This window comes from Caballeronia insecticola (assembly GCF_000402035.1).
Taxonomy (GTDB): domain Bacteria; phylum Pseudomonadota; class Gammaproteobacteria; order Burkholderiales; family Burkholderiaceae; genus Caballeronia; species Caballeronia insecticola.
The window spans coordinates 592,977-614,711 of sequence record NC_021288.1 but is presented as its reverse complement, the minus strand read 5'-3'; the positions used below and the strand labels follow the sequence as shown (position 1 = coordinate 614,711).

7 protein-coding genes are annotated in these 21,735 nt (G+C 61.8%); 5 read left to right on the top strand and 2 right to left on the bottom strand.

Going from position 1 to position 21,735, the window contains the following annotated elements:
* Positions 1 to 7: 7 nt before the first annotated feature.
* On the bottom strand, positions 8 to 10,498 hold the full coding sequence (locus tag BRPE64_RS23450) for a VCBS domain-containing protein (protein ID WP_051180527.1): 10,491 nt from the start codon (positions 10,496 to 10,498) through the stop codon (positions 8 to 10).
* A 512-nt stretch (positions 10,499 to 11,010) separates the two neighbouring features.
* Here BRPE64_RS23450 and BRPE64_RS23445 point away from each other — a divergent pair.
* From BRPE64_RS23445 to BRPE64_RS33955, 5 genes are all read left to right on the top strand, one after another.
* Positions 11,011 to 12,657 (top strand): arylsulfatase, encoded by a 1,647-nt coding sequence (locus BRPE64_RS23445; RefSeq protein WP_232519283.1) that lies wholly within the window; start codon positions 11,011 to 11,013, stop codon positions 12,655 to 12,657.
* Positions 12,658 to 12,921: 264 nt separating this feature from the next.
* Positions 12,922 to 14,100 (top strand): anaerobic sulfatase maturase, encoded by a 1,179-nt coding sequence (locus BRPE64_RS23440; protein WP_232519282.1) that lies wholly within the window; start codon positions 12,922 to 12,924, stop codon positions 14,098 to 14,100.
* Positions 14,101 to 14,178: 78 nt separating this feature from the next.
* The gene (locus tag BRPE64_RS23435; protein ID WP_016347377.1) at positions 14,179 to 15,678 is read left to right on the top strand and encodes an MltF family protein; all 1,500 of its coding nucleotides are present in this window, start codon (positions 14,179 to 14,181) and stop codon (positions 15,676 to 15,678) included.
* 570 nt (positions 15,679 to 16,248) lie between these two features.
* Positions 16,249 to 19,185: a DEAD/DEAH box helicase gene (locus BRPE64_RS23430; RefSeq protein ID WP_016347376.1), complete on the top strand. Its 2,937-nt coding sequence runs from the start codon at positions 16,249 to 16,251 to the stop codon at positions 19,183 to 19,185.
* Between the two features lie 337 nt (positions 19,186 to 19,522).
* Positions 19,523 to 19,654, top strand: a complete 132-nt coding sequence (locus BRPE64_RS33955) for a hypothetical protein (RefSeq protein WP_016347375.1) — start codon at positions 19,523 to 19,525, stop codon at positions 19,652 to 19,654.
* Positions 19,655 to 19,919: 265 nt separating this feature from the next.
* On the opposite strand, the gene BRPE64_RS23420 is transcribed toward BRPE64_RS33955, so the two are convergent.
* The gene (locus BRPE64_RS23420) at positions 19,920 to 21,659 is read right to left on the bottom strand and encodes an ABC transporter substrate-binding protein (RefSeq protein WP_044042911.1); all 1,740 of its coding nucleotides are present in this window, start codon (positions 21,657 to 21,659) and stop codon (positions 19,920 to 19,922) included.
* Between the last annotated feature and the right edge of the window lie 76 nt (positions 21,660 to 21,735).

Below are 21,735 nucleotides of genomic sequence, written 5' to 3'. Positions count from 1 at the left end.
TCGAGAGCTAGCGGCTGGCCGTTCTGCCTCGGATGGCGGGCAGTTTGCGCGCGGCTTCGTGCAATTGCGACGCGAAGACTTGCGCGGTCTTTGCGGCCTCCTTGTCGGCGGGCGGATGCATGCCGTCCGTCAGATGGTGAGCGAGCGCGGCGAACACCGAAGGGTCGGCGAGCAGGCCGTCCGCATCGAGGCTCACGCGTCCGTGCCGGCCGAATATCCACGCCTGATCGAAGGTGCTCGCGAGTTGACTGTCGCGCACCGCGCGGCCGATGAACTCGCCGGGCTGAAGCTCGGGCATGGGGCGCGACGCGAACGCATCGGGTTCGAGCGGCCAGCCGACCTGACTGCCGTCCGCCTCGCGCGAGCGCGTTATCGAACGCACGGCATCCGCCTCGACGACGGGCGTCACGAACACGGCAGGCACGAGGTCCTGCTCCGTATATAAATCGGCCGTCGTCGCGAGCGCCTGGTTCCCGTACGGGCCCGCGCCCGCCGGCGGAATATAAGGCGACGAAATGTCGAGATGGATCACCAGCGCGGCTTGCGCGGTCGTACCCGCGCTGTCGCTCACGGTGTAGGTGAACGTGTCCTGGAGCACCTGGCCAAGCCCGGCGGCGGCCAGCACTTGCGAGTTAGTCAGATCGATCGCGTACGTGTACGTGCCGTCCGCGTTCAGCGTGAGCGTGCCGTAGCGGCCCGCAAGCGCATGTCCCGGCAGCGCGGTGGCGCCGGTTTCCGACTGCACGCCGGCGACATCGAGATGATCGTTCGCATCGACATCAGCGTCGTTGGGGAGCACGTTGCCGCGTGCCTGCGGCGTGGGCGTCTGATCGCTCGCGACGTTGCTGTCGTCATGCGGGGCGGGCGTATCGTCGGCGCCGTGGATCGTGACCGTGAGCGTGGCCCGCGAACTCGCGCCCGCCGTGTCGCGCATCTGGTACGCGAACGTTTCGGTGAGCGTGTCGCCGCTCGTGCGCAGCGCCTGCACGGCCGCGTTGGCGTTGTCGACCGCGTAGTCGTAGCTGCCGTCCGCATTCACGACGAGCGTGCCGTATTGCCCGGCGAGCGCCTGTCCTGCTTCCGCGCTGCGGCCCGCGTCGTTCGCGATGCTCACGACCTGTTTCGTCTCGCCGTTGGCGGCGCTGTCGACATCGGTATCGTTGGCGAGGACGTTGCCGGTGGCGTCGCGTCCCGGCGTGCCGTTGTTCACGCCGCCGGCTTCGATCGCCGTGCTGCTGTCGTCGTGCGCGACGGGCGCATCGTCGCGTCCGTCGATGGTCACGCGCAGCTGTGCCGTGCCTTGCGCGCCGAGAAAGTCCTCGGTCGTATAGGTGAAGTCGTCCTGCAGCGTCTGGCCGCTCGTGCGCAGCGCCTGCACCGCCGCCGACGCATTGTCGAGCGTGTAATGCCAGGCGCCGTCCGCGTTCAGCGTGAGCGTGCCGTATGCGCCCCGCACAGATGTGCCCACCGCGCCGCTCTCGCCCTGCACGGTGCTTACGTGGATGGCGTCGCCGTCGATGTCCGAGTCGTTGGCGAGCACATTGCCCGACGGATCGACGCCCGGCGTCGCGTTGTCCGCGCCGCCTGCTTCGACGGCGGTCGCGGCGTCGTCGCGCGCGACGGGCGCCTCGTTGCGTCCGCGCACGATAATCGTGAGCCGCCCGAGGTCCGTCAGATCGTTGCGGTCGCGCACCCGGTACGTGAAGACGTCATTGACCGTTTGCAGCGGACCCAGCGCGAGGACCGTCGGATTGGCCGTATCCACGCGATAGACATAGGTCCCGTCCGCGCCGATCAGAAGCGTTCCGTATTGACCTTGCAGGACCGCGGCCTCGACGCTGCTGCTGCTTCCCGGCGCGAGCGCCGCGAGCGGCACGCCCGCGCCCAGATTGCCCGCGCGCGCGGCGTTGAGACTAAGCGCGTCGGTTCCGTCGACGTCAGTGTCGTTGGGGAGCACGTTGCCGACCGCGTCGAAGGGCCGGCCATTGCCGTTGTTGGCCGCAGCGATGGCGAAATCGTCCCGCGCGACGGGCGCGTCGAAGGCGCCGCCGATCTGCACGGTGATCTGCGCCGTGTCGCTCGCGCCCGCTGCGTCGTGCATGCGGTAGGTGAACGTTTCCTGCACGCTTTGGCCTGCGATCAGGCTTTGCACGGCCGGCAGGCTGTTGTCTACGACGTAGGTGTAGCTGCCGTCCGGGTTGATCGTGAAGGTGCCGTAGGTGCCCGCAACCGAGGTCGCACCCGCCACGGCGGCGAAGCTGCCCGGCGTGGCTTTGGCGCCGGTCCGCACGCCATCGACGGCTTTGGTGTCGGCGGCATCGACATCCGTGTCGTTGAGAAGCACGTTTCCGGACGGATCGATGCCCGGCGTCTGGTTGAGCGTGCCGCCCGCTTCGAGCGCGCTTGCCAGATCGTTTTGCGCGACGGGCGCATCGTCTTGCCCGGTAATCACGATGTCCAACGCAGCCTGCGCGCTCGCGCCGTGGATGTCCGTGACGGTATAGGTGAAGCGTTCGGTGAGGATGTCGGCGGCCGTGCGCAGCGCCTGCACCTGCGCGTTGGCATTGTCGACGACATAACGCCACGCGCCGTCCGCGCCGAGCGTCAGGCTGCCGTACGCGCCTTGCAGCGGCTGTCCCGGCGCGCCGACCGTGCCTGTGCCCGTGCGAACCGCCGTCACCGTCAGCGGGTCGTGCTCGGGATCGCTGTCGTTGGCGAGCACGTTGCCGGCCGGATCGATGCCGGGCGTGCCGTTGTTCACGCCGCCCGCTTCCACCGCATGGCCGATGTCGGTCTGCGGCGTGGGCGCATCGTTCACGCCGCTCACGGTGATGACGAGTTGCGCCTGATCGGTGAGGCCGCTCGTATCGGCGATACGGTAGGTGAAGGTTTCCGTGAGCGTGGAACCGGCTGCGAGCGCGCGCACCGCCGCGTTGCCGCTGTCCACCGCGTAGTCGTACGAACCATTCGCGCCGATGCGCAGCGTGCCGTAAAGCCCCGCGACGATCGTGCCGTTCGCCGCGTTCGTGCCCGCCGCGACCGTCGCGAGGCTGCCGCCCGCCGTCTCCGTGCCGCTGCGCACGCCGTTCAGCACGAGCAGCGTGTTCGGATTGTCGGTATGGTCCACGTCCGCGTCGATGCCGTTGCCGCCCGGCTGCGTCGCCGTGCCGGGGCGGCTCGCCTGCGTGATGACGTTGCCGGTCGCATCGACGGGATTCACGCCGGTGGCGGACGAACCGGCGCTGGCCGCGCCCGCGTCGTCGCTCGCGACGGGATTGTCGTTCGCGCCGCGGACTTCGATCTTCAACTGGGCAAGATCGGCGAGCCCGCCCGCGTCCGTCACCGCATAGGTGAAGGTATCGACGAGCGGGGCATCGGTGGGGACGAGCGCCTGCACCTGCGCGTTGCTGTTGTCGATGACATAGCGATACGAGCCGTCCGCGCCGATGGTGAGCGTTCCGTACGTACCCGCGATGAGCGTGCCGTTGCTGCTCGTCGTGTTCCCGGCGACGGCCGTGAGCGGCGCATCGACCGCAATTTCGGGCAGCTTCACGATGCCCGTCACGCGATGCGTCTCGCCGTTGGCCGTGCTGTCCACATCGGTGTCGTTGGTGAGCACGTTGCCCGTCGCGTCGCTGCCGGGCGTGCCGTTCGCGACGCCGCCCGCTTCGGTTGCCGTTCCGGTGTCGTCGATGCCGATAGGTGTGTCGTTCGCGCCGTGGATCGTCACGGTGAGGGTCGTGCTGGCGCTCGCGTTCACGCTGTCGTTCACGACATAGGTGAACCGTTCGGTCAGTGTCTGGCCGGAAAGCCGCAGCGCCTGCACGGCGGCATTGGCGTTATCGACGACATACTGGTAGCCGCCGTTCGCGCCCAGGCTCAGCGTGCCGTACAGCCCGGCGATGACGCCGCGCCCCGTGTTCGGCAGGAAGATGCCCGCGCCGCTCTGGTTGCTCACCCGCACCACGCGCAGCGCGTCGCCGTTGGTGGCGATATCGACGTCCGTGTCGTTGTCGAGCACGTTGCCGGTCGGATCGACGCCCGGCTGCGCGTTGGCGTTGCCGCCGGCTTCAGTGGCGCTCGCCGCATCGGGGACGGCGACGGGCGCGTCGTCGACCGCCGTCACCGTGATCGGCAGCGTGCTGGTGGCGATGCGCGCATCGGCTGCTTCGCCGGGAATGCCGTTGCCGTTGAAGTCGCCGAAATTGCCGCGGTCGCTGGTGCTGACCGTGAGCGTATCCGGGCCGTTGAAGTTCGCGTTGCCGAGGTATTGCAGGTTCGCGAGCGCACTGTTGAGCGAAGCGAGCGTGCCCGTCAGCGTGAGTGTCGCGGTGCGCTCGCCCGATTGGGTGACGCCTGCGGGCAGGGCGCTCAGAAAAAGCGTGCCATGCACCACGTCGAGCGAGACTTGCAGCGTGCCGCTGCCCGCGTCCACATCGCTCACGGTGATGCCCGCGAGACTGAGCGTCGTGTCTTCGAGCCCGGCCGGCGATGCGGGCAGCGCGTTGACGGGCGCATCGTTCTGCTCGACGTAGCCCGCATTGGCGCTCGCCGTGCCGCCATCCGCGAGCGTAAAACCGACGGTGCCGAGCGGCGTGGCCGCGTCGCTGTCGATGCGCACCGCGAGCGCGCCGACCGGTTGCGGATACGTGATCGCGCCCGTAGGCGCCTGGATCCGGTAGACGCCGAGCGGCAGCACGCCGAATGCGTAGTGTCCGGTCGCGTCGGTGGTGGCGGTGTAGACGAGATTGTCGGCGGCGGTGGCGAGGTCGCCATCGACGCCCGCCCAGGTCAGCGTGACGGTCTGGCCGGCGAGTCCGGGGCCGTCGGGCGTTGCCGATGTCGTCGCGGATGCCGTGTCGTCCCACAAGGTGCCGCTCACCACGCCGAGTCCCGCCGCGCTCGTGCGAACGTAGGTGTTGGGGCTCGTGCCCGCGCCGGTGCGCTCGCCGTCCGCCGTGCCCGCGACGCCGACGCCCGAGCCGCCCCAGTTCGTGAAGCTGTCGGGCAGGCTGGTCCAAGTGAGGGTCGCGTTGGTCGGTGCGATGGGCGCGGCGTTGGGCACATCGGCGGAGTAGAACACCTGCACCTGGCTGTTCACGGCGAGTTCGGCGAAGGTGAGGCGAAGTCCGTTGCTCGTGTCCACCGCCGCGCCGATGCCCGCGAGTTGCGCTGCGGTGTAGGTCGTGCCGTTGATCACGAGATGGTCGAACGTATAGGCCGTCGCGCCGGTGAAGCTGTCGGTGAGCACGACGTTGTAGGCCGGTGACGTGCCGCTCTGTGTGAAGCGCACATCGACCTGAGCCGTGCCGCCATTCGTGCCGACGCCCGGATCGAAGGCGTAGACCTGTTTCTGCACGCCGCTGAAATTCGGCTCGACGATATCCTCGCGCACCGTATCCGCGGTCGACAGCACATTGGCGCCGGAGCGGTCGACGGCGCTCATCGTGAGCGCCGCGCCCGCGACATTGGACGCCTGATTGGCCACGCGCGTGTTGAATTCGAGCGAGATGCCTTCGAGGTCGGCGTCGTTGTCCGGGTTGACCATGTTGCCGAGCCGGAACGTGATGGTCTCGTTGCCGTTGGCATCGGTCACGACGCCGATGTTCGCCGCGTTGATCACGCCCGTGGGCGCGGCGCCCGACAGGTCCGGCGTGATCGGCAGCGCCTCGGGACTCGTTTCGTTGCCGGTTTCGTTGAGCGTGCCGCCGGTGACGAGACTGGTGAGATCCGTCGTGATGCCGTTGGTCGAGATGAACACGATGCGCGCCGTGCCGTCGTTGATGAAGTGCAGGCCGTTCTGCAGCGTGATTTGCAGCGAATAGTCGTTGGTCGCGCCCTCGGCGAGCAGCGAGAGCACGCGGTATCGAATCACTTCGCCAACCGTGACGCCTTCGTCCGGTGCGTCGGTAGGCGAGGGCGCGGGCGTGTCCGCGAGGCCACCCACGCGCGAAATCCTCACGACCTGCGCGACGGGCACCGTGAGCGTCGCGCTCGTGCGGTAGTCGTTGAGCGCGCCGCCGTTGAGCAGGCCGTCCGCGCCGGTGCGCTCGCCGGCGGGATCGGCGCTGGCTGATGTGGCGCCGTCGAGGCTCGTCCACTGAACCGTCGCGGTGTTGTCGAACGACGACACGCTCGCCGCCGATGCGAGCACCGTTCCGGAGACGCGGATCGTCACGCTGCCGCCTTTCGCGATGTCGACGTTCGCGCCCGCCGCCGTGCGCAACTGGCCGCCTGCCAGTTCGAAATCCGGGCCGCCGTGGTTGGTCGCGCCGTTCTGGTACGTGACGCCGAGAATCGCCAGATTGCCGAGTTGCGCCGGAAGCGTATCGAGAAAGCTCACGTCGAACGCGTTGAAATCGGTGGCGGCCGCGCCGTTGCTGATCGTGATGTCGTACTCGACCGTGTTGCCCGCGTCGACACCGAAGCGCGGCAGCGGGGGCGTGGTCTGCGTGACTTGCAGCGTCGGCTCGCGGATCACGACGGTCGGCGCCACGCCGCTCTGCGCGACGGTGCGATCGAGCGCGGCCGCGCCGTTGGGCGTGTCGCCGTCCGGATCGCCGTAGACCAGCCGGCCTGAATCGGCGAGCGTCACGCCCGCCTGATTGGCCGTCGTGTTGCTCGCCACCAGATGCACGCGGATCACGAAGGAATCGTTCGCGCCGATGTTGTCGGCGGCCGCGCCCGCGCTCGCGAAGGTCCAGCGCGCGCCCGCGCCGTCCGCGCCGAGCTGGCCCGACAAGGCCGCGAGGCCCGCCACGCTCACGCTGCCGTTGAAGTCCGCCGCGAGCGCGGCGCTGCCCGCGGCGGTCGTGACGATCTGGTAGCCGAGACCGCCGTTGAAGCTCGTGTCGAGGCGCAGGCCGGCGGGAATCAGGTCGTCGACGCGCAGACTGCGCGTGCTGCCTTCGGGCAACGTGACCACGATGTCGTAGGTCATGCTCTCGCCGATCACGAGGTCGCTGCCGGCCGTGTGGCTCGCGCTCGAATCGGCGTCGTCGAGCGTGCCGCCGCCGTATTGCACGCTGACGATGGGCGCGGCAATCTGCTCGATGGCCGTGTCGGTGAGATCGGTCGGCGTAAAGTCCGTGCCGCCCTCGACGCTCGCGTAACGCGTGAGCGCGGCGCTCGTCTGCAGCGTGCTGCCCGCGGCAATTCCGCCGATGACCGTCGCATCGTAAGTCACCACGACGACGTTCGCGCCCGCCTGATCCACCGCCGTGCCCGCGCGCCCGGCGATCAGCGTCGCGATGCCGCCGGCATCGAGAAACGTGATCGTATTGCCGCTCACGCTGTAGTCCACGCCGGCCGTCAACCGCGTGCCGTTGCCGCGATAGATGGCGAGATCGGCCGCCGCGAGACTGCCGCCGACGAACTGAAGACCGCCGGGCAGCGTGACCGTGGTCGAGGCGTCGAACGCGCCGCCGCCGCCCGTGTTCTTGATCGCGGTGGCGAGACGCACGGTGTCGCCGCCGTCGATGCCGCTCACGTTGCCGTCGACGGCTCTCACATCCGTCACCGAGCCCGTGAAGGGCACGCCGCCGCTGCCCGGCGCATTCCAGGTTCCGGTCGTGCCGAACACGGTGCCGTCGCTGCTCGATACGACGCCCTGCCGGATATCGAGCACCGGTTCGGCGACGGAGGCGATCACGGCCACGTCGGACGATACGAGCGGCGTGTGCGCGATCGTCGTGACCTGATTCGATTGCGCGAGCACGTCGAACGGGCGCTGATCGGCGTAAGGCTGATCGCCCACGCGCATCGTGAAAAGAACCTGGATGGTGCTGCCGCTCGTCGCGTTCGTCGCGAAGCTGCCGAAGTCGAACACGATCGAATTGCCGCTGCCCCCGCTCACGCCGACGAGGCCGCCCGCGTTCGTATTGGCCGCGCCGAAACTCCACTGGCCGACGCCGCTTCCCTGCGTCCAGCTGATGCCGGTCGCGTTCAGGAGCGGCAGCGGCAAATAAGCGGCGATCGAGAACCGCTCGTAGTCGCCGGTGACGAGGTCGTAGCGCAGGCTGAAGGTGACGACGTCGCCCGGATTCAGCTCGCCGCTCGCGGGCGGCGTGGCTCCGTTGACCGTGACGAGCGCGATGTCGACCTGATGCGTGGGCACCTTGCTCGTCGTCGACGCGTCGTCGCTTACCGAGCCGCCCGTCAGGTTGAGCCGGTCGAGCAGCAGCGTCGCGGCGACGGTCGCGTGATTGCCGAAGGCATCGCCCTCGTTGATGTCGCTCTGCGTGTAGCTGGTCGCATAGCGTTGGCCGACCACCGCGAGATAGTCGATGCGCGCCGTGGTCGCGCCTTGCCGGGTGCCATCGGAGATGATGTCGCCCGCCAGCGCGCCGGGCTGCAGCACGCCCGCCGCCGCGATCGACGCACCGATGTCGAAGGCAAGCGTAGTCGTGCCGTCCGCGTTGACGGTGCGTGTCGAGACGAGCGCGATGGTGTGCGTGACGCCGTCCTGCGTGTAGGTGAGCGTCGGCGTGCCGGTGAGCGTCTGGCCGTCGCCCAGTTGATCGGTCACGATGAACTGCCCCGCGCCGAGTTGCGTCTTGCCGAGCGCGAAGTAGTCGGACAGCGCGATATCGAGCGCATACGCGAGCGTATCGCCGGGCGTGACGCCCGCCGTGCCGAGGTCGGTCTGCTCGCTCACCTGCTTTTCCAGCGTCGCCGCCTTCGCGACGAAAGTGGTGCCGGTGCCATCGGCCGAGCCGGAAAAGGTGACGCTCGGGTTTGGCGGCGTGAGATCGCGCGGATCGAGCGGCACCCACTGGCCGCTTCCCGATGCCGTGCCGAACGCGATGGTCACCGGCGCGCCCGAGGTCGGATCGATCACGCTGGCGCCGGACGCATCCGTTTGCGGCACGTAAAAGCTGACCACGGTATCGATCGAACCGCTGAGGCTTGCGTATTCCACGGAGTACGAACGGATGAACACGGTGTCGCTGTTGATCGCCGCATTGATGAGCGCGGCGTTGGTCAGGACCGACCCGTCCTGCAGCGTGAGCGACGTGATCGTGCCGCCCGCGCCCGGCGTGATCGCGGTGATTTGAACGTTTGCGGGGAGGTCCTGACTAACGACCACATCGGTGAGCGTCTGTCCCGTGGCGGCGGTCGAGGTGACGGTTTCCGTGCGCACGAAGTTCGGACCGGTGACGGTCTCGCCCTTGGGCGTGTTCACGGTCTGCGTCAGCGACACGACCATCGGATGCACGGTGAAGTCCCGCAGCGTGGCTTCGATGATCGTCGGGTCCGCCGCGGGGTTGTCGAGCGAGTCGTTGCCGAACTGGAAGCCGCCGCGCGCGCCGATCGTCAGGTCGGGATTGCTGTTGGAGAACGCGGTGTCGGCGAGATTGCTCAACTGCGCGTTGACCTGCACCGCGATGCCGGGCTGCCCCTGCGCGACGCTCGCGAACGGCAGTTCGAGCACCACGAGTGCGTCGCCGGGGCGCAGGCCGTAGGTGGCGGCGTTGACGACGAGCGGGTTGCCGCTCGCATCCTTCGCGAGCGGATGCACCGCCCGGCCGTTGGCATCGAACGTGATGTTGAAGGCCGTGACCGTCTGGCCGAGATAGGTTGCGGAGACGAAGGTGACGCCGTCGTTGCCGTCGCGTCCCGTGGCGGGAATCAGGAGATCGACATAAGGGCCGTATCCCACTTGACTCGACGCGTTCGTGAACGAGACATCGAAAGAAAATTGATTGCCGAGCAGGACGCCCTGCGTTGCCGTCGTGAGCGTGACCGTGGGGCTCGCGTCGGCGAGCAGGTGGTCGTAGTGCGCGAGTGCGTAGGCGGAAAGCGCGATGGGTTTGTCGAGCGTGCCGCTCGTCACTTCGAGCGTCCAGTCGCCACCGAGCGCGGCGCTGCCGGTGGCGTCGTCGGATGCGCCGACCGTTGCGCCCGTCGTGCTTGCGAGCGTCTGCACGAGTGCCTTGCCCGCATCGCCCGCGCCGATGTCGCATCCGTACAGTTCGATGTCCGCGTCGTGGCCAAGATGGCTGCGCCATGTGCCGAGGGCATCGGCCATCTGTGCGAGCGTCGTGCCCGTGAAGGTCTGATTGCCGAGCGTGAACTGGCCTGCCGTGCCGTGCGAGAAGATCTGCACCGAGTCGGCGTGCCCCATGCCTGCCAGCGCAGACGAGATTGCGCCGACGGCGTCCTGTCCGGGTTGCACGACGAGCACCTGCGTGCCGGGCGGAATTTGCGCGAGCAGTTCGCTGCCGTTCTCGACGCGGCTGTCCAGCACCACCAGGTTACGGGGGGTGACCGGCGCTGCCGCGGGCGCAGACGCCGGGGCCGTTGCCGTGCCGCTGCGCGCGTCCGGTGCCGGAGTGACTTCGGGCGCGGCGGCGGCATGGGCGGAGTCAGCATGATGCTGATGATCGGCGGCCGATGCGGCAGCGCCGTCGAACAGGATGCGCTGTTCGAGCGCAAGCGCCTGACTGCGCGGCCGCAGATGACGGGCGCAATTCGACGAACACGGAAAGTCGGCCATTTTCGCCTCGCATGTCCCTGCTGAATTGAAACCGCTCCCCCGGACTTGAGTTCGATTTTCAGAGACACGGCGAAATTTCGATTTGCAAAACGAAATGAGTCCGCATTTCTATTTGTTCGAAATGAATCTCGTTCTTTCGAATGAATTAGTCTATTCAAATATATGAAGGACGGCCCCGAACGCAACACGCGGTTGGCGATTTTTTCGAATTTTTCATGCCGCGTTGCAGCAGCCGGATAGGGTCGGCGCGAAAAAAAGGGAGCCGGAGAAAGATCGCTCGATTCGATCTTGGTCAATTGCGCGGGCGAGATCTATTCGTCTGAATGCAAATAATTCTTGCCAACCGATCGTCGAAGTTATATCGCTTCGCCTTGCAGGTGTGCGCTGTTGTGTGCCCTCTCGGCCGTTGGACCGGTACGCGGGCGTCCAGCTTCCATGTGTCATGCGTCGTTCGATAATCTGAGGGGAAGACAATGAACCTTGGAGCATGCTTTACGTCGGTGGCAAGACCGTTGAAGCGCGCACCTTTCGCCTTTGCGGCGGCGGGTTTGCTGAGCCTCGCCATCAACGGACACGCGCAGACCGGTTCTCAACAGCCGACCAAACCCAATATCGTATTGATCGTCGGCGACGATGTGGGTTGGGGTGATCTCGGCGTCTACGGCGGCGGCGAAGGGCGTGGCATTCCTACGCCGAATCTCGACAGAATGGCCGACGAAGGCATGACCTTCTTCGACTTCTACGGACAACCGAGCTGCACGCCGGGCCGCGCCGCGCTTCAGACGGGACGCAATCCGAATCGCAGTGGCATGACGACCGTCGCGTTTCAGGGCCAGGGCGGCGGGCTTCCGCGTGCCGAGTGGACATTGGCGTCGGTGCTGAAACTCGCCAACTACAAGACGTATTTCACGGGTAAATGGCACCTGGGCGAAGCGGACTACGCGCTTCCCAACGCTCAGGGTTACGACGACATGAAATATGTCGGCCTGTATCACCTGAACGCCTATACCTACGCCGATCCAAAATGGTTTCCGGAAATGGATCAGCAAACCCGCGACATGTTCACCAAGGTGACCACGGGCATGCTTTCCGGGAAGGCCGGCGAGAAGGCTCACGAAGACTTCAAGGTGAACGGTCAGTACCAGAACGAGCCGGACAAACGCATCGTCGGCATTCCGTTTGTCGATCGCTATATCGAGAAAGCCGCGCTCGACGATATCGACGAGGCTGCGCAAAGCGGCCAGCCGTTCTTCGTCAACGTGAACTTCATGAAGGTTCACCAGCCCAACATGCCCGATCCCGACTACGTGGGCAAATCGCTGGCAAAGTCCAAGTATGCGGACTCGCTCGTCGAACTCGATGCGCGCGTCGGCCACATTTTCGACAAGCTGCGTGAGAAGGGACTGGACAAGAACACGCTCGTCATCTTCACGACCGACAACGGCGCCTGGCAGGACGTCTATCCCGACGCCGGCTATACCCCGTTCCGAGGCACGAAAGGAACTGATCGCGAGGGCGGCACACGCGTGCCGGCTATCGCCTGGTGGCCGGGCAAGATCAAGCCTCACTCACGCAACTACGACATCGTGGGCGGTCTCGACTGCATGGCGACGTTCGCCGCGCTGGCCGGAGTCGACCTGCCGAAGAACGATCGCGACGGCAAGCCGATCATCTTCGACAGCTACGACATGTCGCCGGTGCTCTTTGGCACGGGCAAGAGCAAGCGCACCGCGTGGTTCTATTTCACCGAGAACGAATTGACGCCGGGCGCGGTGCGGGTCGGTCAATTCAAAGCTGTATTCAATCTGCGCGGCGACGCGGGCGTGAAGACAGGCGGCCTGGCGGTGGATTCGAATCTCGGCTGGAAAGGACCCGAGAGCTATGTGGCGACCGTTCCGCAGGTGTTCGATCTGTACCAGGACCCGCAGGAACGCTACGACATCTTCATGAACAACTATACCGAGCACACCTGGACGCTCCCGGCCTTGAGCGGTGCGGTGAAAGAGGAAATGAAGACATACATCAAGTATCCGCCGCGTAAGGCACAGAGCGAAGCGTACACAGGGCCGATTACGATCAGTCAATACGAGCGCCTGAAGTTCGTACGCGACGAGCTTGAGAAGAATGGCTTCAGCATTCCGATGCCGACCGGGAACTGATGTGTCGGGATAAACAGACGATGCGCGTCAAAGCCGATTCTGCGCTGAGACAGACGGCGCGGCGTTGCGCTCGCGTGTTGGGGGCGTTGTCGGCATGAAGCAGGACGGGGAAGCGCCGGTAGTGCTTCAGTCGCGATTGAGCTAGCAGGAGCCGGGATGAATGAGATCAGCGACTGTACATCTGTGCAGCCGATTTTCTTTCACGAGACGCGGCCGCTCGCGCCGGAGCCGAGCGCGCCCGCTCGGAAAGGACGATTCCATACTATGGCCAAAGCCATAGGCTCGACATGCAACATCGACTGTACCTACTGCTATTACCTGCACAAGGAACACCTGCTCGATCAGCGACGCGGCCGGCGAATGGAAGTGTCGATGCTGGAACGCTATATCCGTCAATACATCGAGGCGCAAAACGGCGACGAGATCATTTTCTCGTGGCAAGGCGGCGAGCCGACGATGCTCGGCGTCGATTTCTTCCGTGACATCGTCGACATTCAGAAGAAGTACGCCCCGGCCGGACGTCGCATTTCGAACGATCTTCAGACGAACGCGACCTTGCTCGACGACGAATGGTGCGCCTTCCTGAAGGAGCATGACTTTCTGGTCGGTGTCAGCATCGACGGGCCGCGTGAATTGCACGACGCATTCCGCCGCGATCGCAAGGGCCAGCCCACCTTCGACAAGGTGATGCAAGGCATCGGCTATCTGAAGAAGCACGGCGTGACGTTCAACACGCTCACGGTCGTCAACCGCATCAATGCGAAAAGGCCGCTCGACGTCTACCGCTTCCTGCGGAACGAACTGGATTCCCGCTACATCCAGTTCATTCCGTGCGTGGAGCCGAAGGACTTTCGCAGCGTTGCGCCCCAGCATTGGCCGCCCGATGCAATGCCGATCCTCGGAAGCAGCGCCGCGAGACCGGGGAACGCGGACTCGGTCGTGACGGACTGGTCGGTCGATCCCGACGACTGGGGTTACTTCCTGTCGCGAACCTTCGACGAATGGCACAGAAAAGACGTTGGTCGCGTGCTGGTGAATCTGTTCGAGACGGCTGTGGTGCAAACGGCGGGGCGTCCCGCGCAGACGTGTGTGACTGCCGAGTTCTGCGGCAAGGCGCTTGCGATCGAACATGACGGCGAGGTCTATGCCTGCGACCACTATGTGTACCCGGCCTTTTCGCTCGGTAATATCCGAACGACGCATCTGGGCGAGATGGCGTTCTCGCCGCAGCAACAACACTTCGGCTACGCGAAACGCGATTCCCTTCCTGCCTATTGCCGCGAGTGCACGCACCTGAAAGTGTGCTGGGGAGAATGTCCCAAGAATCGCTTCATCTGCAGCCCGGATGGTCAAGCCGGATTGAACTACCTTTGCAGCGGTATCAAGCGTTTTCACGATCACGCGGGGCCTGCGCTCAGGCAACTCGCGAGACGGTGTATGTGAGAGATCGTGTCGCTCATGCGGCGACAAGGACGCACGGGGAGGCTGAATATGCTTCACTGTAGATTGCCGATCTGGGCAATGGCGCTGTGCATGTCGTTCGTGTGCACGCATTCGCAGGCCGCACAGCCGGCCGCGCCTGAATCTGTGGCGAGCGCCACCCGTGCGCCAGCCGGATCGTCCGTTCCGCCTCCACGGCCCGCCGGCGATGCCCGGCAATTGAGCCTGACGAACAAGCCGTGGACAGGCGACTTCGACGCTATGCTCGAACGGCGCATGATTCGTTTTCTGGTGCCGTACAGCCGTACCCTTTACTTCGTCGACAAGGGGCGCGAGCGTGGGCTTGCTGCCGAGCTTGCGCGCGATTTCGAACGCTACGTCAACAAGAAGTATGCGGCGCAGTTGAACAAGCGGCCGCTCACGGTCTACCTCATTCCGACGACGCGCGACAAGCTGCTGTCGTCGCTCAATGATGGATTAGGCGACATTTCTGCGGGCAACCTGACCGCAACGGATGAGCGCCTGAAGATCGTCGATTTCATCGCGCCGCGCGATCGCAAGCCTGTGCGCGAACTCGTCATCACCGGACCGAAGGCGCCGCCACTGAATAAGCTCGACGATCTCGCAGGCAAGGAAGTCTTTGCGCGACGTTCGTCGAGCTATTACGAGAGCCTGAATGCGCTCAACGAACGCTTTCGGAAGGAAGGGAAGACGCCGATGCAGATCACGCCGCTGCCGGAAGCACTCGAAGACGAAGATGAGATGGAGATGCTCAACGCCGGGCTGCTGGGCATTGTCCTGGTCGACGAGTGGAAGGCGCATCTCTGGGCGCAGGTGTTGCCGCACATCAAGGTACATGAGGATCTCGCGGTCAACGGAGAAGGCTATTCGGGTTGGGCGATACGCAAGAACAGCCCGCAACTGCAGGCGGCGCTCAATGACTTCTACATCAACTTCGTGAAGAAGCAGGGCGTGTACGAATACCGTCTTGCGCAGTACATGAAGAAGATCAAGCAGATCCGCAACAACGCCGGTGATGCCGAACAAAAGCGCTTCCAGCAGACGCTCGAACTTTTTCAGAAGTACGGCACGCAATACGGCTTCGATCCTCTGATGCTGGCCGCGCAGGGCTTCCAGGAATCGCAATTGAATCAGCAGGCGCGCAGCCATGTGGGCGCGATCGGCGTCATGCAGATCATGCCCGCGACAGGAAAGCAGATGGCGGTGGGAAGCATCACGGTGACGGAAGCAAACATCCATGCCGGCACGAAGTACATGGATCAACTAATGACGAAGTACTTCAAGGACGCGAAGTTCAGCGAGACCGACCGTCCGCTGTTTGCGTTTGCGAGCTATAACGCGGGTCCGGGCAACATCGCGAAGATGCGTCAGCTCGCCGCGCAGCGCGGCCTCGATCCCGACAAGTGGTTCAACAACGTCGAGGTTGTGGTGGCCGAGAAGATCGGCATTGAAACGACTACGTATGTGCGAAACATTTATAAGTACTATGCGGCGTATAGGCTGATTGTCGATGCACAAGCGGCGCGTGAGAAGGCGATGGAGGGGGTTAAGAAGCAGTGAAGCGGGGGGTTTTTGGGGGTGTTGGAGGGCAGGATCGATGTCTCTTCGTTGGAGAGGTGGTCGGCATCGAAGCGCTTGGTTGTTTCGGCTCTTGACGGGTGCGTTGGGACAAGGGGGCGGCTAACCGGTCAGAAGCCTTCGTTGGAGCTTTGGAAAAGCTGGGCGATTCGAACGAGGTTGCAGATGTTGTTCGAGGGGGCGCTTGTTGGCCACATCCCGCCGTTCACATGGATTGGCGGCCGGACGTTCGGGCGTCGGCTCTGCCCCAGTAACCGACCGTCTGACTGTAGAAGACGGGCACTCCTTCTTAGGCCGTTGCAGACATTCGGGTGTCATTAACCATGCCGCGATTGGCAACCGCTTTCCTGCAAGCTGACTTCTACTATCGCGGACATGGGATTCCACCGCATTCGGGTGTGTACTCTTCTGTCTGTTGATCTTCGAGTGGGCTTTGGTTGCATCGGTCAAGAGTTCGCCCGACAGTCAAGCCGCATTGATAAAGGCTGCGTTATTATGGGTATCGTATTCCTAGTCGTTAATCAACTGCCATAAAAATTAGCCAAGGACCGCATGCCAATAGATAAAAATATGTATGATGAAAACGCCATTTACAGAAGTTGGGTCGACAATCAACTTAAAATCATCGAGCCAACCGATCTGAACAATAATCGCGGGTTTAGAAAACCCCAGCGAGCGGCGCTTTTCGCGGCCCTATGCCACCTGACATCGGTACCGGACCGACCTGCAACTGTAGTTATGCCCACCGGGACCGGGAAGACTGATGCGATTTTTTCCCTAATTATTGCGGGTGCTTTCCCAAGGGCCTTAATCATAGTTCCGTCCGATGCGTTGCGATCACAAACATCGGAAAAAATATTAGAACTTAAAAACATTCGCGACTTTCGGGCAATTGACGAGCAAACGCTATCCCCAAAAGTTTTCACCATGAATGCGGCCCTTACAAAAGATGACCTTCTCGACATCGCCTTGAGTAACGTCGTTATATCCACACCAAATGCCTTAACTTTGACTCACGGAGATCAGCTGGCGCAGTTAGTAAGTCTCGTAAGCCACTTGATCGTCGACGAAGCACATCACGTTGCGGCAAAAACTTGGCGAAATATAAAAACAGCGTTTAAAGGAAAGCCGTGCATTCAGTTCACGGCCACGCCGTTTCGGGAGGATAAGCAGACTTTAGATGGTCGAATAATTTACAACTACTCCCTGAAAGATGCTCAAGAAGATGGCTATTTTCAAGCGATAGAATTTCATCCGGTCAGAGAATATCAATTTTCTCTCTCCGATAAGGCAATCGCAAATAAGGCGGTGGCACTACTTCGCGCAGATCTTGAATCTGGCAAAGATCATCTTCTGATGGCTCGCGCCAACTCGATATCGAAGGCAAAAAAGATCTACGATTTGTATAGAGAGCACAATGATCTTTCTCCGGTGCTGGTGTATAGCGGCGTGAATGAAAAAGATAAAATCATCAAGAGAATAAAAAACAGACAACATCGAATCATCGTCTGCGTGAACATGCTTGGCGAAGGCTTCGACCTTCCCGAACTAAAAATTGCTGCCCTTCATGACCAGCACTGTAGCCCAGCCGTAACCCTTCAATTCATCGGAAGACTTACCCGCGTCAATGATCTATTGGGAGCGGCCAAGTTTGTCGCAAACATCGCAAATCAAAAAGTCGACAATCAAATGGCCGCACTTTATTCTGAAAGTGCGGACTGGGGAATTATTATCCGCGAGGTAAGTGAAAAAAAGATCGGCCGTGAATTGGAGCGAGAGAAGTTTGAGGCGCAGTTTGAGGACGTGGAGGACGGTGAGAAAATAATTGCATTGAATCCAACCCCCAAGGTGAGTGCCGTGGCTTACAGGGTGGCCCAGATAGACTGGAAGCCTTTTGGCGCTGCGGAAATGCGATCAAAAGGCGAGGAAGTGCGGCTTTATTCGGTTAATGAAGACCAAACCCTAGTGATGGCAGTGACCCGCGCCGAGTCCCCCGTTTCTTGGGCGAACACCGCCGCGATCTCAGCGACAGACTGGCATCTGTATCTTGCCTATTACCGGAAAAAAGATGCGACACTGTTTATAAGCACTTCCGGCGATGAGGGGCAGTCTGCAGCCTTTAAGAACCTAATTTCCGCGAACTCCGAAAAAGTCGCTGGAGAGAAAACGTTTCGCATCCTGCACAACATTAACCTATTAAAGTTTCAAAACGTTGGGCTTACGCGCGGCACTCGCGACATCCGTTTTACTATGCATGTTGGTCGAGACATTAATTCCGTGATGGACGACCTCGAAAACGGAGCCGCTATCAAATCGAATATCTTCGGAATTGGTTTTCAGGAGGGATACAAAACGACTGCAGGATGCTCATACAAGGGTAAATTATGGGAAATGAACTCGGAAACCATTGATTATTGGGTTAAGTGGTGCGACTCAGTATCAGAGAAAATCAACAACGCAAACATAGATACGAGAGACATACTGAATAACGTGATTCGCTCCGAGAAAATCGAAAGAATCTGGCCGGATGGGTTGTTTTATGCCGACTGGCCGGAATCAATTTATATTGAAGTGGAACACAGGGTTACGCTGATAGTCAATGGTATTGCTTATAAATTGCTGGACCTTTGGCTCGGCTATCCTGTTCGCGTTACGGATCGCATCTTGCGAATTCCAGTTCTGACTAAAGACGAGCTTGGGGCGGAGAGAGCGGTTGGTCGTGTCGATATCACACTCGAAGTCGATGGATATAAAATCGACTGCGGGGATATCAAGATAATCTACGGGAAAGAACGTTCTTTTTCCGAGTATCTTGATGATAATCCAATTAAAATCCTAAAGCAAGACGGCTCAATTATTTTGGGCAACTATCGTTACTACAGCCCGCAAACCCTCAATGTTAAGTTGCCAAGGGCACTTCTCTCAAGCTGGGACTGGGGAGAAACAAAAATAAACAAAGAATCCATGGGAAAAGATCGCGATTTGGATACTGTTCAAGGATTCACGTTTTCAAAAATAGAGGGCGCTTATGAGCTGATCTTTAACGACGACGGCGCCGGCGAAATCGCCGACCTGGTCGCGATAAACGAGAATAACGACCACATTCAAATTGATTTTTACCATTGCAAGTACTGCAGCAAGGACGCTAAGCCGGGCGCGCGGGTTGATGACACGTACATCGTAACGGGTCAGGCAAGCAGATCGGTGAAATGGTTGCACACTGGTGAGGCTATTTTCAGGCAGCTTCTTGATAGATATGGTACGTCACTTGAGAACGGCTTCGATCGAATTCTGAAGGGGCTTCCGGCAAGCCTCGATCTGTTGCGAAATAAATGTCGCGACCTGGAGGTCAGGATAGGCTTTTTCATTATTCAGCCCGCCATTTCGGAAGCCCGGATTACGGACGAGATGCTGACTGTGCTTGGGAGTAGTTACATGTATCTCAAAAATATATCCGGCACGGAGTTGAAAGTAATTGTGAGCAGATAGATATTATAAGAGCGTGCGAGAGCGAGCAATCGTGACCAACTTGACGAAGACAGCAATGGCCGAGAACAGGCAGGCCGATACGATTGCTCGAACTGCCGTTGTACCTCGAAAGCCGCCATAAACGGTACGCGGGATCGAAAGACCGCTCAGGGTCGCAAGTGTGAATTCGCTGACCCCATCAGTTGCGATCCTGCGCGAGACGCCGGCAACGCCGGCAATCCGCTAGGCTGCCGACTTTGATAGCGACCAGCGTCAATGTCCCCAAAGGCCGAGGTCCCGTCAACGACTTGGCATCGTGAATGGCCGTTGCGCCTTGGGCGGCGTGGGACCGCGGCGTATGCAATCGACGGACGTGATCGCCACGAACCGCGATCTCGCGACGACGCTGCAGTATGAGGAAGGCGCGCGGTTTCTGCGGACTTCGAGCCTGTGCATCGACGGAGAGAAAAGCCGCGTGCTGGTCGGATGAAGGACGCGTACACCGCCCCGGACTATGTCGAAGCGGCGGATATCGCAAGCGAACACCCCGGCCGGCTGATAGGCGCCTTGATCGAAGAGCATTACGGGCACAGCATCGCGGAGAAATCCAGCAGGGCATTCCGGCAATGCCGGTATCGAACGAGATGGCGAAGTGATTGCGCGTGGAAGCGGGAACGGCGGCAGCAAAACATAACAAATGGGCGGCACGATCAAGTGCCGCCCATCCAAAAGAGCGCCGAACGTCGTCAGAAGACTTACCGCACCTTGCCCGCCTTCCACGCCGACAGCAGTTGCTCATAACTCACTGTTTCGCCCTTCGGCTTTTCGTTGGCGAGCGCCTTCCACGGCGCGTGTTGGTCCGACAGCCACTTGGACGGATCGCTTTGCGCATTCAGCTCCGGCGCGCAAACCTTCATGCCGGCCCGCTGCAAACGGGCCAACACCTGGTCCATTTCCTTCGCGAGGTTATCCATTGCAGCCTGCGGAGTTTTTTCACCGGCGACAGCGGTGCCGACGTTCTTCCACCAGAGTTGCGCCATCTTCGGATAGTCGGGCACGTTGTTGCCGGTCGGCGTCCACGCGACGCGCGCCGGGCTGCGATAGAACTCGATCAGGCCGCCGTACTTGTCCGCGTTTTTCGTGAAGTAGTCGCTATGAATGTCGGAGTCGCGAATGAACGTGAGACCGACAATCGACTTCTTGAGCGACACGCTCTTCGACGTCACGAACTGCGCGTACAGCCACGCGGCGGCGCGCTGATTCGGTGGCGTCGACTTGAAGAACGTCCACGAGCCGACGTCCTGATAGCCGTTCTGCATGCCGTCCTTCCAGTAAGCGCCGTGCGGGGAGGGCGCCATGCGCCACTTCGGCGTGCCATCCGCATTCGTGACGTTGCCCGGCTTGAGCATCGACGCCGTGAACGCGGTGTACCAGAACACCTGTTGCGCGATCCGGCCTTGCGCGGGCACAGGGCCCGCTTCGCTGAACGTCATGCCGGACGCTTCTGGCGGCGCGTATTTCTTGAGCCAGTTGATGTATTTGGTCGTCGCGTAGACTGCGGCCGGGCTGTTGGTGCCACCGCCGCGCGACACCGACGCGCCTACCGGATGACAGCCGTCAGGCGTCACGCGAATGCCCCATTCGTCGACGGGCATGCCGTTCGGAATGCCCTTGTCGGCTGCGCCCGCCATGGAAAGCCATGCGTCCGTGAAGCGCCAGCCAAGCGACGGGTCTTTCTTGCCGTAATCCATATGACCGTAAACTTTTTCTCCGTCGATGTTTTTCACATCGTTCGTAAAGAACTCGGCGATGTCTTCATACGCGGACCAGTTGACCGGCACGCCGAGATCGTAGCCGTATTTCGCCTTGAACTTGTCCTGCAAGTCCTTGCGTGCGAACCAGTCCGCGCGGAACCAGTAAAGGTTCGCGAACTGCTGGTCGGGAAGCTGATAAAGTTTTTTGTCCGGCGCGGTCGTAAAACTCGTGCCGATAAAGTCTTTCAGGTCAAGACCAGGGTTCGTATATTCCTTGCCTTCTCCCGCCATGTAATCGGATAGCGGAACGATCACGCCATAACGATAGTGCGTGCCGATCAGGTCCGAGTCCGAGATCCAGCCGTCGTAAATGCTTTGCCCGGATTGCATCGAGGTCTGCAATTTCTCGACGACGTCGCCTTCCTGAATGATGTCGTGCTTCACCTGAATGCCGGTGATTTCACTAAAGGCGGTGGCAAGCGTTTTGGATTCGTAGGTATGCGTGTCGATCGTTTCCGATACGACATGAACCTCCTTGACGCCTTGCGATTTGAGTTTCGCCGCGGTGTCGATGAACCATTTCATCTCGTCCATCTGCTGCTTTTTCGAAAGCGTGCTGGGTTGAAACTCGCTATCCACCCATTTCTGCGCCTCAGGCGTGCCCGCCAGAGCCTGGTTCGCGAAGGCACCAGACACGATGCTTGCCACTGCCAGCGCGACGATCCGTCTCCTCTGATGCATGGTCTTCTCCTGTGACTTCCGTGCCCCTTCGGTCTTGTCGGCGCCCGCTGGGGGCATCAGCGGAACCGGCACTTGC

Excerpts from the sequence above, each read along its gene's own strand:
- BRPE64_RS23450 (WP_051180527.1), bottom strand. The coding sequence starts at position 10,498 with ATGGCCGACTTTCCGTGTTCGTCGAATTGCGCCCGTCATCTGCGGCCG.
- BRPE64_RS33955 (WP_016347375.1), top strand. The coding sequence starts at position 19,523 with ATGCAATCGACGGACGTGATCGCCACGAACCGCGATCTCGCGACGACG.
- BRPE64_RS23420 (WP_044042911.1), bottom strand. The coding sequence starts at position 21,659 with ATGCATCAGAGGAGACGGATCGTCGCGCTGGCAGTGGCAAGCATCGTG.
- BRPE64_RS23430 (WP_016347376.1), top strand. The coding sequence starts at position 16,249 with ATGCCAATAGATAAAAATATGTATGATGAAAACGCCATTTACAGAAGT.
- BRPE64_RS23440 (WP_232519282.1), top strand. The coding sequence starts at position 12,922 with ATGGCCAAAGCCATAGGCTCGACATGCAACATCGACTGTACCTACTGC.
- BRPE64_RS23435 (WP_016347377.1), top strand. The coding sequence starts at position 14,179 with ATGGCGCTGTGCATGTCGTTCGTGTGCACGCATTCGCAGGCCGCACAG.